Source organism: Candidatus Pseudothioglobus sp. uisw_142, from assembly GCF_059512465.1.
Genome location: NZ_CM183452.1, coordinates 1371204 through 1387661 on the forward strand (window position 1 = coordinate 1371204; position 16458 = coordinate 1387661).

The 16458-nt window shown below is 40.4% G+C and carries 16 protein-coding genes; 2 read left to right on the forward strand and 14 right to left on the reverse strand.

Annotated elements, in window-relative coordinates; translation table 11 throughout:
- Window positions 1-16 precede the first annotated feature (16 nt).
- The 12 genes from AC5YGB_RS07020 to AC5YGB_RS07075 form a co-directional block, all read right to left on the reverse strand.
- Entirely contained in the window at window positions 17-937 is a 921-nt protein-coding gene (locus tag AC5YGB_RS07020) for a PfkB family carbohydrate kinase (protein ID WP_496137105.1), read from the reverse strand.
- Window positions 938-1037: 100 nt separating this feature from the next.
- A complete protein-coding gene (locus AC5YGB_RS07025; RefSeq protein WP_020026195.1) occupies window positions 1038-1385 on the reverse strand; it encodes a tRNA-binding protein in 348 nt (115 codons plus the stop codon).
- Window positions 1385-2398: an alpha/beta fold hydrolase gene (locus tag AC5YGB_RS07030; RefSeq protein WP_496137106.1), complete on the reverse strand. Its 1014-nt coding sequence runs from the start codon at window positions 2396-2398 to the stop codon at window positions 1385-1387. The genes AC5YGB_RS07025 and AC5YGB_RS07030 overlap by 1 nt, the downstream gene beginning before the upstream one ends.
- A 36-nt stretch (window positions 2399-2434) precedes the next feature.
- The gene (gene glnT, locus AC5YGB_RS07035) at window positions 2435-3748 is read right to left on the reverse strand and encodes a type III glutamate--ammonia ligase (protein WP_020023993.1); all 1314 of its coding nucleotides are present in this window, start codon (window positions 3746-3748) and stop codon (window positions 2435-2437) included.
- A gap of 42 nt (window positions 3749-3790) precedes the next feature.
- Complete coding sequence (locus AC5YGB_RS07040) at window positions 3791-5113, reverse strand: FMN-binding glutamate synthase family protein (RefSeq protein WP_020023992.1); 1323 nt, start codon at window positions 5111-5113, stop codon at window positions 3791-3793.
- Between the two features lie 12 nt (window positions 5114-5125).
- Window positions 5126-5800 carry a GltB/FmdC/FwdC-like GXGXG domain-containing protein gene (locus AC5YGB_RS07045; RefSeq protein ID WP_496137107.1) on the reverse strand — a complete coding sequence of 225 codons (675 nt, stop codon included), beginning with the start codon at window positions 5798-5800 and terminating at the stop codon, window positions 5126-5128.
- A gap of 2 nt (window positions 5801-5802) precedes the next feature.
- Window positions 5803-6696 (reverse strand): class II glutamine amidotransferase, encoded by an 894-nt coding sequence (locus tag AC5YGB_RS07050; protein WP_496137108.1) that lies wholly within the window; start codon window positions 6694-6696, stop codon window positions 5803-5805.
- Between the two features lie 100 nt (window positions 6697-6796).
- Window positions 6797-8215, reverse strand: a complete 1419-nt coding sequence (locus AC5YGB_RS07055) for a glutamine synthetase family protein (RefSeq protein WP_020028353.1) — start codon at window positions 8213-8215, stop codon at window positions 6797-6799.
- Window positions 8216-8246: 31 nt separating this feature from the next.
- Window positions 8247-8795: an AsnC family transcriptional regulator gene (locus tag AC5YGB_RS07060; RefSeq protein WP_496137109.1), complete on the reverse strand. Its 549-nt coding sequence runs from the start codon at window positions 8793-8795 to the stop codon at window positions 8247-8249.
- A gap of 9 nt (window positions 8796-8804) precedes the next feature.
- Entirely contained in the window at window positions 8805-9206 is a 402-nt protein-coding gene (locus tag AC5YGB_RS07065; protein WP_020023987.1) for a cupin domain-containing protein, read from the reverse strand.
- Between the two features lie 9 nt (window positions 9207-9215).
- Window positions 9216-9641: a lactoylglutathione lyase gene (gene gloA, locus AC5YGB_RS07070; protein WP_020023986.1), complete on the reverse strand. Its 426-nt coding sequence runs from the start codon at window positions 9639-9641 to the stop codon at window positions 9216-9218.
- 22 nt (window positions 9642-9663) lie between these two features.
- A complete protein-coding gene (locus tag AC5YGB_RS07075) occupies window positions 9664-10764 on the reverse strand; it encodes an SRPBCC family protein (protein ID WP_496137110.1) in 1101 nt (366 codons plus the stop codon).
- A 143-nt stretch (window positions 10765-10907) separates the two neighbouring features.
- Between AC5YGB_RS07075 and AC5YGB_RS07080 the strand changes: the two genes are divergently transcribed.
- The gene (locus tag AC5YGB_RS07080) at window positions 10908-12299 is read left to right on the forward strand and encodes a Rieske 2Fe-2S domain-containing protein (RefSeq protein WP_496137111.1); all 1392 of its coding nucleotides are present in this window, start codon (window positions 10908-10910) and stop codon (window positions 12297-12299) included.
- Window positions 12300-12317: 18 nt separating this feature from the next.
- A complete protein-coding gene (locus tag AC5YGB_RS07085) occupies window positions 12318-13346 on the forward strand; it encodes an NAD(P)-dependent oxidoreductase (RefSeq protein ID WP_496137112.1) in 1029 nt (342 codons plus the stop codon).
- Here AC5YGB_RS07085 and AC5YGB_RS07090 read toward each other — a convergent pair.
- On the reverse strand, window positions 13335-14471 hold the full coding sequence (locus AC5YGB_RS07090) for a glycerate kinase (protein ID WP_020026205.1): 1137 nt from the start codon (window positions 14469-14471) through the stop codon (window positions 13335-13337). The genes AC5YGB_RS07085 and AC5YGB_RS07090 overlap by 12 nt on opposite strands.
- A 23-nt stretch (window positions 14472-14494) precedes the next feature.
- Window positions 14495-16456 (reverse strand): acetoacetate--CoA ligase, encoded by a 1962-nt coding sequence (locus AC5YGB_RS07095; protein ID WP_065353253.1) that lies wholly within the window; start codon window positions 16454-16456, stop codon window positions 14495-14497.
- Window positions 16457-16458 lie beyond the last annotated feature (2 nt).

The following is a 16458-nucleotide window of genomic DNA, read 5'->3' on the forward strand; positions in this document are numbered from 1 at the left end:
AAATAGTTTTTTGTATTTAGAGCTCTTCGAGCCATGGCGGATTTGCGCCTTTTTTTGTAACTGAAATGCTAGCTACTTTATTAGCAAAAGTAAGTGCAGTTTTAAGCTGGGCCTCACCTATAGAATTAAGACTTTCCCTATCGAGCAAACCCTGCTTATCAAGACTCAATAAGAATCCTGCATTAAAAGTATCCCCGGCTGCAATAGTATCTAAAACATCAACCTTATTACTCTGTACAGAAACTTCATGGTCACTATATAAAACTTTTGCTCCATCTGATCCCAATGTCAGAATAACCAACTTAACTCCATTATTAAGCCAACTTTTACTGGTCTCACTGAAGTCTTGAGCTCCATAAAGATAGCGATAGTCTTCATCTGATATTTTAATAATATCAACTTTAGAAGTTAGCTCAATAAAGCGATCAAAAAAACTTTGTTTATCTTCAATAAAATCAGGACGAATATTAGCATCAAAATAAATTGGCAGATAGCCCGAAACCTCGCCTATAAGCCACTGCCAACTTGACCCACAAGGCTCTGCTTGAAGACTTATCCCTCCAACCAATAATGCCTTTGCCTTTTTCAATCCAACTAGAAAAGGTTTGAGACTCGATTGATCTAATAATCTTCCAGCTGAATGTTCGTCAACAAAGGTGTACTCTGCAATGCCTTCGATGACATCAGCATAGGCAAGTGTTGTTGGACGGTTTGTCTTAATGACAAAGTCCTCTTTAACTTTAGAATGTCGCAAAGTATTCTCAATGAGCTCTCCATAACTATCATTGGATATGGCGCCAAAATAATAGCTATCAGCTCCCAATCGTCCAAGCGCAATCGATGAATTGAAATTACTTCCTCCAACATGAGGTGTATATTCAGCCTCCCCACGAAAAGAGACCATATCTATTAAAGATTCGCCCGCACAAATGATCATTGAGAGTTTTATAACTTATGTTGAAATATCAAATCTTAATTTTACAATACAGACTCTTAATCATTCAGTTATTGGATGAGCAATTACTAAAGACTAAAATCTATAGTAGACGAGAGCCATTATTTATAGGTAAATCATTAGTGGCTAACACCACTGAATTGTCTTTACGGTAAAACCCTAAAACCAAACACTCACTCATAATTGGTCCAACTTGCTTGGGAGCAAAGTTAACAACTGCCATAACTTGCTTATCTTGAAGTTGTTGAATGTTATAAAGATCTGTAATTTGCGAGCTAGATTTTTTGATTCCTATTTCAGATCCAAAATCAACATGCAGAATGTAGGCTGGCTTTCTGGCCTCAGGAAAATCTTCAACCTTAGTAATAGTCCCAACTCTGATATCTACTTTTTCAAAATCTTGCCATGTAATTGTCATATCACTACCCATTATTTCTCTCCAAGTAGTTGTCTTAACCCATCCTCTAGTGCTGAAGTAAAGCCTTTATCATTTCCCGGATTAGCAGCGCAATGGCCAAATGGAGAATCAAAGGGTCGAAATTCAACATTAGTCATATGACTTGCCTCAATAGCGTTATCCTCAGGAGGAAAGTACAAATCCTGTGTGCAGGGCATTAAGATAGATTTGGCCTTAATTGATTTCAGTGCCATCATAAAATTGCCTTGATAAGTTGGGCCAAGACTTATATCGCTAGTCTGCCAAGTTCTTAGCTTACAGAGAAGATTGTTAGCATCCCAATTTTCAGCATGGTCCTCCTCCCAGTCCACCAGTAAATCCTCTACTGACTCATAACCGAGTGTTTTATAAAGTGAGTCGCGATAAAACGTTTGTGAAAAAGCCCATCCTGCATAAACTCTAGCAAATGCTTTTAGTCCACTAACAGGAGGTGAGCTATAGTCTCCATTATTCCAATGTTGGTCTGCACAAAGTGCAGCCCTAATCCCTTCAAGAAAAACATAGTTGTGTGGTGAAGTTTTAGCTGAAGCGCAAAATGGTAAGATGGCATCAACAAAGTCAGGGTACTGCGCAGCCCACTGATAGGCCTGGCAACCAGCCATTGACCATCCTGTAACGAGTGCAATCCTCTTAACTCCTAATGCCTCAGTGATAAGCCGATACTGGCATGCAACATTATCCCAGAGAGAGACATGAGGGAACCTTGGACCATCCTGAGGTGACTCTGTGTTGCTTGGTGAGGAAGAGAATCCGTTACCAAACATGTCAATTGAAACTACGAAGTGCTTATCTGGATCTATCGCTCTTCCTGGACCAAAGAATCCCTCATTTCTTTGGTGAGAGCCGGTATAAAAAGTAGGCAAAACGACAACATTACTTTTATTGGCATCCAATGTACCATAGGTTTTATAAGCCAAGAATGCTGAACTTAAGACTTCTCCAGATAGCAGAGTAACATCACCTAATTCAAATTTATCATAGTCCATTTCAGCATCTTACTTGTTTAAACGCTTTTTGTATAATTAACAGTCTAGAGTATTATCTCTCTCCCACTGGCTTAAATGGGCTGAATAATCATTCCATTGACTATGCTTTAGCTTGATATAAGCATCAATCAAGTTATCGCCAAGTCTCTCTCTTAAAACATCACTGCCCTCAAGAAGTCTTAGGGCATCGAGTAAGTTTTTAGGAAGCTGTTTATATCCCTCAATATCTTTTCCAAGTTCATACATATTTATATCAAGCGGATCACCCGGATCTCTGTTAGCAGCAATACCATCTAAACCACAAGCAAGAATAGCAGCTTGCATCAGATAAGCATTCGCAGCGCCGTCCATCAATCTTAATTCAAATCTCCCAGAGTCTGGCACTCTAATCATGTGAGTTCGGTTATTGCCTCCATACGTAATTGAACTTGGAGACCATGTTGCCCCAGACAAAGTCCTTGGAGCATTAATTCGCTTATAGCTATTGACAGTTGGATTGAATATTGCTGTTAAACGATCTGCGCTATGCATAATGCCACCTAAAAATTGATAGGCTAAAGAAGATAACCCCAAGCCTCTTTTATCATTGTCCCCATTAAAAAGGTTTTTAGTTCCATCAAGGCTCCAGATAGACAAGTGGGAATGACAGCCGTTTCCAGTCAGGTGAGTAAAGGGCTTAGGCATAAAGGTTGCCCGCATCCCATGAATTTCAGCAATTGATTTGACCATAAACTTAAAAAATACCTGACGATCTGCTGTAGTTAATGCATCATCAAAGTCCCAGTTCATCTCAAATTGGCCATTGGCATCTTCGTGATCATTCTGATAGGGACCCCATCCAAGCTCAATCATACTGTCACAAATTTGCTTTATAGCTGGATATTGGCGCATTAGTGCTTGCTGATCATAGCAAGGCTTACTTTGGGTATCTTTCTCATCGGCAATATCAGTTCCATCATCATTAATTAAATGGTACTCACACTCAACACCCGTTTTCATTCTAAAGCCTTGCTTCTCAGCCTCGGCTAACTGTCGCTTTAAAGCAACGCGGGGAGATGCCTCTACTGGTTTTCCATCCATCCATAGATCTGAGGCAAGCCATGCCACTTCTGGCTTCCATGGTAATTGAATTAAACTATCTGGATCAGGGATAGCAAACATGTCAGGATGGGCAGGTGTCATGTCAAGCCAGGCAGCAAATCCTGCGAAACCAGCGCCATCTTTTTGCATATCATCAATAGCCCGTGCAGGAACTAATTTAGAGCGAAGACTGCCAAATAAATCCACAAAGCTAATCAAAAAGTATTCAATCCCTCTCTCTTTAGCGACCTTACTAAGTTTAATAGCCATAAATTCTCCTATCTGTCATGTTTTATAAATAATTTAAGTAGTTTACATCCCATTTTTTCCAGGAATCCAACTTGTGCCCGCTAACGGGACTCCAGCCATAGCTGCAGCTTCCATTGTTAATGCTACCATATCCTCTGGCTCCAAATTATGGACATGGCTTTTGCCACAGGCGCGAGCCAATGTTTGTAACTCGAGTGTCAAAACATTGATATAGTTTGCCAATCTTCGACCCCCTAATATTGGGTCCAATCTTTTTGCAAGTTCGGGATCTTGAGTCGTAATTCCGGCTGGATCATTTCCCGCCTGATAATCATCCCAAAAGCCAGCAGCTGAACCAATCGCCTTATACTCATCATCAAACTCTGGACTTTGATCACCCAAAGCAATGAGCGCAGCAGTACCTATAGAGACTGCATCAGCACCGAGTGCTAAGGCTTTTGCAACGTCAGCGCCACTCCTGATGCCGCCAGAAACTATCAACTGCACCTTGCGATGCATATCCATCTCCTGCAAAGCTTCAACAGCCATTCTTACCGCCGGCAGTGTTGGAATACCAACATGCTCAATAAAGACATCTTGAGTTGCAGCAGTTCCACCTTGCATGCCATCAACAACGACAACATCTGCCCCAGCTTTAACAGCTAAAGTAACGTCATAAAAAACACGAGTGGCGCCAACCTTTACATAAATAGGCTTCTCCCAATTGGTGATTTCACGAAGCTCTTGAATCTTAATTTCAAGATCATCTGGTCCTGTCCAATCTGGGTGACGACACGCTGAACGTTGATCTATTCCCTCAGGAAGATTTCTCATTTCTGCAACTCGTGGTGAAATTTTTTGACCCAAAAGCATACCACCTCCGCCAGGTTTAGCGCCCTGACCAAGAACAATTTCAATGGCATCAGCGCGCCTTAAGTCATCAGGATTCATACCATATCTTGATGGCAAGTACTGGTATACGAGTGTTTTAGAGTGCCCTCTTTCTTCAGGCGTCATACCGCCATCACCTGTTGTAGTGCTTGTACCAGCAAGTGTAGCGCCCCTTCCCAAAGACTCTTTTGCCTGCGCTGAAAGAGATCCAAAGCTCATACCAGCAATAGTGACTGGTGTTTTTAAATGGATTGGATTTTTTGCAAATCGATTTCCCAAGACAACTTCAGTGGTACATTTTTCCCTGTAGCCCTCTAAAGGGTAGCGGGAAGTTGACGCCCCAAGAAAAACTAAGTCATCAAAAGTAGGGATATCTCTCTTCGCACCAAAGCCACGGATATCATAAATACCTGTTTTAGCTGCTCGCTGAATTTCAGCAATAACATGTCTTGGAAAAGTGGACGATTCTATTAATGTTGGATTATCTTTACTCATAATCTAGTCTCCTTAGTATTCATCAACTTGGTCAATGTCAAAATTATATAATTTTCGTGCAGAACCGTAGCGTCTAAAATCTTCGACCTTATGGTTCATATTTGATTGTTTTAGTAATTCTTTAAGCTCTTTTTTGTGCTCATCACGCATTTCTTTTTCAATACAATCTGTACCCAAACTTTTGACTTCACCGCGAACATAAATTTTGGCCTCGTAAACAGAGTCCCCTAAAGCATCTCCAGCATCACCACAAACTACAAGACAACCCGACTGCGCCATGAATGCGCTCATGTGTCCGATATTACCGCCCACTACAATATTGACTCCCTTCATTGAAATGCCGCAACGCGAACTCGCATCGCCCTCAATAACAAGTAAACCACCATGGGCCGTTGCAGCTGCATATTGGGATGCATTTCCTGTGACGCGCACCTCACCAGACATCATGTTTTCAGCAAGACCAGGTCCAGCATTACCATTGATTACAATATTTGCCTGTTGGTTCATACCCGCGCAATAATAGCCGACATGGCCATTAATCTCGACATTAATCTCTGAGGTCAGTCCCACAGAAAGTGCGTGCTTACCAACCGTATTATTGACAGAGAACTGATCTCCTGAAGAGCCACTCTGCAATTTTTCATTGAGCTCTCTGACACTGCTTTCATTTAAATTAATTGCCGTCATATTTAACTCCTTTTCCAACTGTAAATTTGTGTTGGTTCAGGCTCCCATATGCGAGCATTTTCAGCACCCGGAAGGGTTGCAATTGCCCTATATTCTGAAGACATAGCAGCCCAATCATCTGTTTCAGCCATGATGGCTGGTTTACATCCAATTGGATCTCTCATCACAGCAAACCCGTCTTTAGTTCCAATGGCAAAAGTATAAAAGCCGTCGAGGTCCTCAATGGCATGATTAAGCGCTTCATCAAGATCATCGCCCTCACTCAAGCGCCAACTCAAATATCCTGCAGCAACCTCACTGTCATTGTCGGTTTTGAATTGAACACCTGCTCGCTTTAACGTTTCACGAAGACGGTTATGATTTGACAATGAGCCGTTGTGTACAAGGCATAAATCTTGCCCCGTAGAAAAGGGGTGAGAGTGCTCAGTCGTAATAGCACTTTCAGTCGCCATTCTTGTATGCCCAAGTGCGTGCGTTCCGGTCATATTTTTAATGTCAAACTGTTTGATAAAATCTGCAGGGTTGCCCTTGCCCTTGAAGATTTCGATATTAGTTCCTGCACTTGTGACACTTAGGTCGGTCCAATTTGAAGCAAGCCACTGCTCGACTTCAGTCAACGAGTTATCCAGAGAGAGAACTGCATGATTTTGAGTCACAGTGAATTTGTTGAGAGAAAAATGAGAGCTAACTGCTTTTTCAAATGAAGCCCAGTCAAAATCTAATTTTTGAGAAAGCACAGTCACCTTACACCCTTTGTCATTTGGATCTCGATAGACAGCCATACCAGCGCTATCAGGACCTCGTTCTGTCATCTCACTTAACATAGGCGCAACTAAGGCTCCTAGTTCAGACTCAAGGGCAGGATTTTTAATAAAAAGTCCAACAATTCCACACATATTTACTCCCAATAATCAACACAATCTTTGAATTAAAATTAACTCAAAAAAAGATAGTTTAAATTAAAAACGTACTAATTTTTTAGTAATGATTTAATATCTAGTAGAGTCTTAAAAACTCCTGAACTTCCCAATCAGTTACTGCCTGATGATATCGATCCCATTCGTCTTTCTTATAAGAGAAAAATTGAAGAAGCATCGAATCTCCGAGCACTTCTCTAGCAAAGTCATCTTCATTTAAGGACTCAATAGCCTCAAGAAGATTGCGAGGCAATGATTTGATGTTAGATGCCTCCATTTCTTCAGGAGTCAAGGTATACAGATTCAGATTCAATGGCTTGCCTGGATCAATTTTATTTTTAATACCGTCTAAAGCAGAAGCTGTTGTCATGGCTAGAGAAAGGTATGGGTTCATGCACATATCCGCTGCACGATTTTCAATACAGAAACGATTCTGTGGAAGTCTAATCATACAAGAGCGGTTATTGTCACCATATGCCATTGTCGTAGGAGCCCAAGTATAAACGCCGCCCTCAAAACCGCCTACAATTGGAACTAGCCCATTGTATGAATTGACAGTAGAACAGGCTATCGCAGTAATTGAAGTACCATGCTTAATTAAGCCACCAACAGCGTGATAAGCCACATCAGAAAACTTACCATCTTTTCCTTCAAAGATATTCTTATTGTCTGTTTTGCTTGTCATGCTAAAGTTAATATGGGCGCCAGATCTCCAGTCACCAATCGTTGGCTTCGGCATAAAGGTGATAAACATTCCATACTTTTTAGCAACTTCTTTAAGAAGCACTCTCAAGAAGACTAATCGGTCTGCCATCTGTAGAATATTTGTATAAGTAAAGTCTAACTCAAATTGAGAGTAGGCACCTTCGCAGACCACGTCCTTCATCTCCCAGCCCAGATCATTAACAATATCGATTAATTCTTTCAGAAACTCCATCGAGTCAATTGAGTACTCAACATCATATCCAAAGGCCTGCCTTCTTGGTCTCAGGCCTTCACCTGGAAGTGGGTCATCATCAATCGCCTTGACTGGCTGACCATCTTCATAACGCATTGCAATAAATTCTGGCTCAATGCCACAGAAAGCTTTATAACCAGCATCATCAGCATTTTGAACAGCTCTTTTGAGTGTCTGTCGAGGGCATAAGTTATAAGGTTCATCCTCCCACCACAAGTCAGAAAAAACCCATACGCAGGTTTTATCCCATGGGCAAATAACGAGACTATCTAGATCTGGAACTGGAATTTGATCCGAATCATTAGGCCCCAATTCTGGAACAAATGAGACTGAATGTACAGCAAATTGTGGTCCTTTTCCTGCACACAATGCTTCAAATTCTGCAAAAGGTATTGGCTTAGTTTTAGGTAGCCCAAGCATATCAATCCAACATGACAGGATATACTTAATGCCAGCCTTTTCAAGTCGCGCTTTTTCTTCAGCAACTCGCTTTTTTGAGGGCAGCGCATCCGCCATCTTTGTGTGGTAAATTTTAGTCATATTTTTCTCCTTCTATTTTTTGTATTCATTATCAAAGCTTCTCTTGAGACTTTAACAAGAACTGATTTTTAAATGTTGATAATCCCTTCATAACCTCAACATCTTTTATATCTTCGTTGTTAAAGCAATGTTCTTCCAGAAATTTACTTAACGTGTCGTCACTTTCTGATGCAATCTCCACTAGTAAGTCATATCGCCCAGTAACCCACATAATAAAAACAATTTCATTACAATTTTCAAGTCTTTTAGCTACAAGGCTTGGACTTGAGCTAGATGCAACTTTGATCCCTAACATGGAATCAGTTGAATAATTGATAGCCGAGCGGTCGACAAGCGCTTTGATTTGCAAAACGCCGGCATCCTTCATTCGGTTAACTCGATTTCTAACCGTCCCTTCAGAAATCTTCAGACTATTAGCGATCTCTTTAAAAGGTAATCGCCCATCTAATTCAAGTAAATCAATAATTTGTTGATTTAATTTATCCTTAAGGGTGTCTCTTGTCGGCAGCTGTGAACTTAAATCACTTGCTTTATCATTAACTTGATTTAAATTAATTAAACGACTACTCGAGTTACTCATCTTAATAGCCTAATTTTGTGGCATATCTTCTGGATCTATTCCAGGAACAAACGTTATGCCAGCTTGCTGCTTCCAATCATGAGGATAGGCCGCATAAAAAATGACGCACTTCTCATCACACTCATAAGCAATCGAATTATCTTTTGGTACATATAGCACATCACCAGGACTGCATTCATAAGCTACGCCATCACAAGTCAACCTAAATGTACCTTCCATGCAGTAAATAATCTCATCACACGTTAGCTCCCAAGGAACAGACACTTCGTTTAAAAAATTTAGACCACCACACATTGTATCGCTCACAGCGCTTGTAACAAATGGTTTGATATAACTTTTACCTGGCTCTAAGGTATGCAGGCGGTGCTCAATTTCGCTAAATTTGTATAATTGTGGTTTATTCTCTTTCATTATTTTTCCTTATTCAGTTAGTTCAAGTTTTTCATTTAATTCAACAACATAGCCATCTGGATCCTCAATGAATGCAAGTATTCGAGTGCCAGCATTCATGGGCTTTGCTGGACTCAGTATTTTGGCTCCACTGGCTTCTAAATCCTCAACAGCCTTATAAACGTCTGGCGTTTCAATGCAGATATGACCCCATCCATTTCCTTTGTCATAGTGAGTCTCTTGATCCCAGTTATGAGTGAGCTCTAGTGCTGGAAATTCTATCTCTGGCCCGTACCCTACAAACGCATTAGTGTATCGCCCTCCCGGGTAGTCGGTTTTTCTGAGAACATTCATTCCCAGTATGTCGCAATAAAAGTGGATTGATTTATCTAAATCCAGTACTCGCATCATCGTGTGTGCTAATCTATAGTCACTATTAAAATTTTCATCTGCCATCATTACTCCTCATTAATAATATTTATTTGGTTACAGCATCAGCAATCATTTGCTGAAAGGCTCTGACACTATCCTCCCAGAAGGGAGAAAGTAAACCGCCATTCTTTGAAGCTGGAGACAATCTTCCGAGCTGCATTTTTTCACAAATCGCATGATCTTCTTTATGAACATCCCACCACAACTTCTTAATCTCTTCTACACTTTTATCCGAAATAGCTTTCCCATCTGTTGTGTAGATAACTCTTTTTTGAAGAGTGTGTCCAGAATCAGTTGGTACATTTAAATAAACGCCAATCTGATCAGGGAAATATCGCCCAATTATAAAATTTGGAAATAGGGTGAGGTATCTTGAGCTGACAGATAAACTTCCCTTAACTTTATCATTTTCATCCAGATCAATTGCACTTCCAACGCAGACACCATCGACAATTGTGTAGTGATCTTCAAGTGGCTGATTCGTTGTGGTTCTATGAACAAACTGAACATGGTAAGGCTCTATGAAATTTTCCATTAAAAATTTCCAGTTTGTCTCTATCTCGCCAAAATCAAGAGTTGCAACAGGATTCATTTTTTTAAAGTCTATGTCTTGAAAGTTATTAATTAATGGCTTAGCGTATTCCTCAAAATCTTGAGATTCACTATTCAAATTAACAAATATCCAATCATGCCAGATTGCAATTTTGACAGAATGAAGTCCATGCTCTGTCATATTAAATCCTTCAGGTTGGTGCTCTCTCCCTCCAAAAAAAGGAGTGGCGCAAAGATCACCGTCTAGATTATAGGTCCATGAATGATATGGGCAAGATAGCATTGAACCAACATTGCATGCCTCATCAACAATTTTGAGGCAACGATGTGAACAGGAATTATGAAATGCATTGATACTTCCATTAACGTTCTTAATCAGAAGCACTGGCTGACCAGCAACATTTACTGGAACTGCATCGCCAGGTTCATTAAATTCATGAGCAAAGCCAACAAATACCCAGTTATTAGAGAAGACAGTTTGACATTCAGTTTTATAAAATTCTTCACTGGTATAAGCCATGCTTGGTAAACCATGCTTTAGGGCACCTTCTTTATTAAAAGAAGACAGGTTATCTGTAATGAATGATGAATCCATATTTAGAATTTGATTATTAAGTATCAAGATTATAAACCCAATTATTGCATATTAAGCAATTACTTGATAATTAGTTGGCAATATGGTCATTATTTAATTAAAAATTGATTAATATGTAAATATGTTTGGTATTATTTGAATGAATGAAGTCAGATAAATTATTGGGGAATAGAGGTTTGAGCATCAAAAAAAATAGCACAGATATTAATCTAAAAGGTTTTTCAGGCTATGAATTAAAACATTCTAAAGAGATAGATGATGAAATCGCACGGATTGGTCCAGGAACTAAAGCAGGTGAATACTTCAGAAGATACTGGCATCCAATTTTTATTTCATCAGAACTTGGAGACCTTCCTATAGCAATAAAAATCTTAGGTGAGGAGTTAGTTTTATTCCGAGACCATAGTTTACAGTTAGGCTTAGTTCACAAGCATTGCCCACATCGACAAGCGTCACTTGAATTTGGAATTTGTCAAAAAACAGGTATTAGCTGCTGCTATCATGGGTGGCATTTTGATGTTGATGGTTCCATTTTAGAGGTGCCAGGACAGCCAGAGCATACTCAAGACTTTATAAAGCAAAAGGTAAGACTTGGTGCTTATCCAACTCATGAATTCAAAGGTCTTATTTTTGCCTATCTAGGGCCAATAGAAAAAAAGCCTGAGTTTCCTAACTACGACAGTCTAGATTTTGATGGTATGGAAATGGTTCCATACAAGGCTCCATTTGATTGCAATTGGCTTCAAGTACTTGATGCAATAGTTGACCCAATACATACATCATTTCTTCACTCTAATATGAGTCGTCAACAGTTCTCTGAAGGGTTTGGTGAAGTAGGCCAAATTGATTTTTTTGAACGTGATAATTGGATTCTTGGATGCAATACAAGAAGGGTGGGGGACAATGTCTGGTTTAGAGTTAATGAGGTTGTTCTGCCAAACTTTACGCAAGCCGGCGCAGCATTTGCGGCTGATGGAACCAAGCAAATACTTTATGGGCGCAGCTCATTCACAAGATGGGTTGTCCCAGTTGATGATGAAACTACCATTTGCTATGCATGGGCTAATTTTGGTGAACGGGGTGACCCTCAAGAATACAATACTCCAGAGGGTCCAGAACTTATTGAGCAAGGTGAGATATTCGATCGTCCTTATGAACAGCGCCAAAGATTTCCAGCAGATAGAGAGGCATGCGAGGGCATGGGTCCAATCAATATTCATAAAAATGAAAACTTACTGGCTAGTGATCAGGGCGTTGCAATGATGCGCCAAAAAATTAGGGAACAAATCAGAAGTCTAGATGCAGGCAAAGAGCCATTAAAAGTAACTGAATTAAAAGACTCGCCTATACCAACCTACGGGGGAGATTCAGTAATTAATATTCCAAGCAGTGTTCAAGATGAAAATGACTTCTTCAGCAAACTTGCTCATGAATTCATTAAAATTCAGTTTGAAGTAGATGGAAAATCTGAAAAAGAGAGAGTTGAAATCGTCACAAATAAATTAAAAGAAATTCAGTCAAGAGAAAATCCTTAAACTCATGCAAAACAAGCTATGAAGAGTGATAAAAAAATAAGAGTTCATTTTAAGAGTAATCATGCCAATCCTGATTCATTCCCTCCAACTATAGAGGGAGAGAATGTTTTTGCAATGACTAAAGAGCGGTTCGATAAAGCAATTACAAATTACCCTGACCTCATCGATAAGATTGAACCTATTTTTGACTGGGATCTTGATAACTTTTATGAGTCGATGAAGACAGCTGAAGTCCTCGTTTGCTGGGATTTTCCGACTGAAAATCTATCGGAAATTGCTCCTAATTTAAAGTGGATACATATTATTGGTGCTGGGGTTGAGCATTTATGTCCGATGGATTGGGTTCCTGAAAATGTCTCTGTTGTAAATAATAGAGGCGTTCATTCTGCTAAGGCTGGAGAGTTTGGACTGATGAGCGTTCTAATGCTGCACACTCATATTCCTGAAATCGTCAGAAATCAACAGAGTAATCATTGGGAGTCTCTATACTCTTCTCCCATCGCCGGAAAAACTTTACTTGTTATTGGAGTTGGAAACATTGGTTATGCGGCTGCTCAAAAGTGTAAGCTTCTTGGAATGAATGTGATTGGTGTGAGTCGTCACGGAAAAGATCTTGATGATATTGACCAAATGGTCACTCAAGATGAGCTCGATGAAGTACTTCCTCTTGCTGACTATATATTTATGTCAACGCCAAACACAAAGGAGACTTGTAACCTTTTGGATAAAAGACGTCAATCGTTAATGAAGCCTGGTGTAGGAATCATTAATGTTGGTAGAGCGGCAACAATGGACTATGACGCGCTTGTTGATAACTTAAACTCTGGCCACATTAAGGCAGCAATCATTGACGTGTTTGATCCTGAGCCATTGCCATCAGATTCTCAGCTGTGGACTACACCTAACCTTATGGTTATGCCTCACATCTCAGCCGATGATGGTGACACCTATATCCCGCTTACGCTCGATTTGGTGATGATAAATATGCGCAGATATATTGCACATGAGGGCCTTAATAATCACGTTAACCCTGAATTAGGTTACTAAAACTTTGAAATCCTCTGCAGCTTTTTGAGAGACACTTTTAAGGCACCCATAAGGGTCCTCAAAAGCCTTTTCAATTGAAAACTTTGCATTAACAATGCCGTACGAGTTAGTTACATTGAACTTTTGATTAAAAGTTTTTGGATCATCAACTGAGCCTGCAATGACAATAACTTTGCAGTTCAACTGATTTGCATATTTAATAACGCCAATTGGAGCCTTGCCTCTTTCGCTTTGACTATCAATCCGGCCCTCCCCAGTAATCACTAGATCTGCATCCAATAAATATTGATTAAAGTTGAGCGCCTCGAGGACAATGTTAATTCCGCTCTTAAGTTCTGAATTTATGAAAGCTGAAATGCCAAAACCTAGCCCGCCAGCAGCACCGAACCCAGGCCGATCATTTAACTGACTGCCTAACTGACTTGAGATGATCTCATAATAGTTAGTCATGATTGACTCTAGCTCTTCAATCATTTTATTGCTCGCGCCCTTTTGCGCTGCAAAAACTTTAGAGGCGCCTTTTTCTCCTAAAAGTGGGTTATCTACATCACAGGCTATCTCGATAGATGTGTTCTTTATTCGTGTATCTATATGATTGAAATTAATATCAGATAACAAGCTTAGAGTTTCAAAATGACCATTCAATTCATTGCCTTCAGAGTCCAAAAACTGAACACCGATTGCCCTTAAAAATCCATATCCTCCATCATTAGTAGCGCTTCCTCCAAGACCAATAATGATTTTTTTTGCTCCTTTATCTAGCGCGGCAACTACAAGCTGTCCGACTCCAAAACTGGATGCAGTCATTGGGTTTCTTTTGTTTGCTTGAACTAAATGCAAGCCACATGCTTCTGCAATCTCAATCACAGCTGTTTTTGAGTTTCCAAGCATCCCCCACTTAGCACTTGTGATATTACCCATTGGCCCTTCGACCTCTGAGAACTCAAAACTTCCATCAGTTGCTCTTACCATTGCCTCGACTGTGCCTTCACCACCATCAGCGATTGGAATCTTAATGATTTCAGCCTCTGGAAAAACATTTTGAAAGCTTGACTCAATAGTACTGGCAACCTCAAATGCTGAGAGTGTTTCTTTAAAAGAATCAGGAGCTATGACTATTTTCATAATATGTAATTAGTTTAGATAGCTCAAATTGATAGGAGCTCTACACGGTTTTTAAAAAACTCTAAAGCCTCAGGGTTTGCAAGCGACTCCTTGTTTTTAATCTCACGCCCGTGCACTATATCACGAACCGAAATCTCTACGATTTTTCCGGATTTTGTTCTAGGAATATCACCAACTTCTAATATCTTTGCTGGAACATGTCTCGGTGTGCACTCTGTGCGGATAGTTGACTTAATCCCCTTAATGAGAACATCTGTAAGCTCCTGCCCTTCGCGCATCTTCACAAAAAGCACAACACGTACATCATTTTTCCATTCCTGCCCAATCACGATGCTCTCAAGTACCGCCTCAACTTTATCTACTTGACGGTAAATCTCTGCAGTACCAATGCGAACACCTCCAGGATTAAGGACCGCATCCGAACGCCCATAAATCACAACGCCGCCATGCTCTGTGATTTCCGCAAAATCACCATGGGCCCAAACATTTTCAAAATGTTCATAGTATGCAGAATGATATTTCTTATCTCCCTCATCACTCCAAAAGAACACCGGGCGAGATGGGAATGATTGTGCACAAATAAGCTCACCACGCTCTTGATGAACAGATTCACCTTCATCAGTCCAAACTTGCACATCCATGCCAAGCCCAGGCGCTTGTATTTCACCCCGATAAACCGGCAGGATCGGCACGCCCAAAACAAAGCATGAGACAATATCTGTACCTCCAGAGATCGATGCGAGATGCAGATCATCTTTAATCTCAGAATACACAAAATCATAACCTTCTGCAGAAAGCGGTGATCCGGTTGAAGCCATGCCACGAAGCGCCTCAAGATTGTGTTCAGATTTCGGAGAGAAACCCACTTTTTGTAACGCCTCAACATACTTAGCTGAAGTGCCAAATAACGTAAATTTTTCAGCCTCTGCAAAATCCCAAAGTGTTCTCGGTCCTGGATAAAATGGTGAGCCATCATATAGCATTACCGTTGCCTTACTAGCTAAAGCTGAAACCAACCAGTTCCACATCATCCAAGAACAAGTTGTGAAATAAAATACTCGATCATCTTCGCGAACATCGGCATGTAGCTGAAGCTCTTTAAGATGCTGTAAAAGTGTGCCTCCGTGGCCATGGACTATGCACTTAGGCGCGCCCGTCGTGCCTGAAGAATAGAGTATACAAAGTGGATGATCAAAAGGGACATGCGTAAACACGACTTCATTCTCTGGTTGGTTTGATAACACCTCCAAAAGAGTTGAACAGCTCTCTATATCGCCCTGATATGTTTGAATATATTCAACCATTATGATATTTTCGATTGAAGGTAAATTATCTAAAAATCCCTTAACTCTCTCAATTGTGTCATGCGCTTTTCCATTGTAATAATAGCCATCAACAACAAAAATCAACTTGGGCTCAATCTGCCCAAAACGATCCAAAACACCTTGCTTACCAAAATCAGGCGAGCAGCTAGACCAAATCGCTCCAATTGAACTTGTAGCGAGCATACCAATAATAGCCGCAGGATGATTTGGGAGAAAGGCTGCAACTCGATCTCCTGGGCCAACACCACAAGCCTTCATATGTGCTTGAACTTTGGCAACTTGCTCATAGAGATCATTAAAAGAAAGGCGTAATTCGACCTTGTTCTCACCTCGAAAAACGATCGCATCTGCTTTGTCGCGACGTGCCAGCATAGTTTCAGAAAAATTTAAGGACGCTTCAGGAAACCATTTGGTATCAATCATCGACTCGCCCACTCGCACAGGGCCTGAAAAATCACCTATCGCACCGCAATAATCCGCAACCAATCGCCAAAACTTATCAGAGTGATCAATAGAATACTGATGCAAATCCCAATAATTTGAAAAGTCTAGACCTGCTTTCTGGTTCGCATGACTTAAGAGCTTTGTGATATTCGCGTTACGAATTTGAGACTCATTTGGTTTCCAGATCGGTGAATCCACTGATTCCTCCTCAAACAATA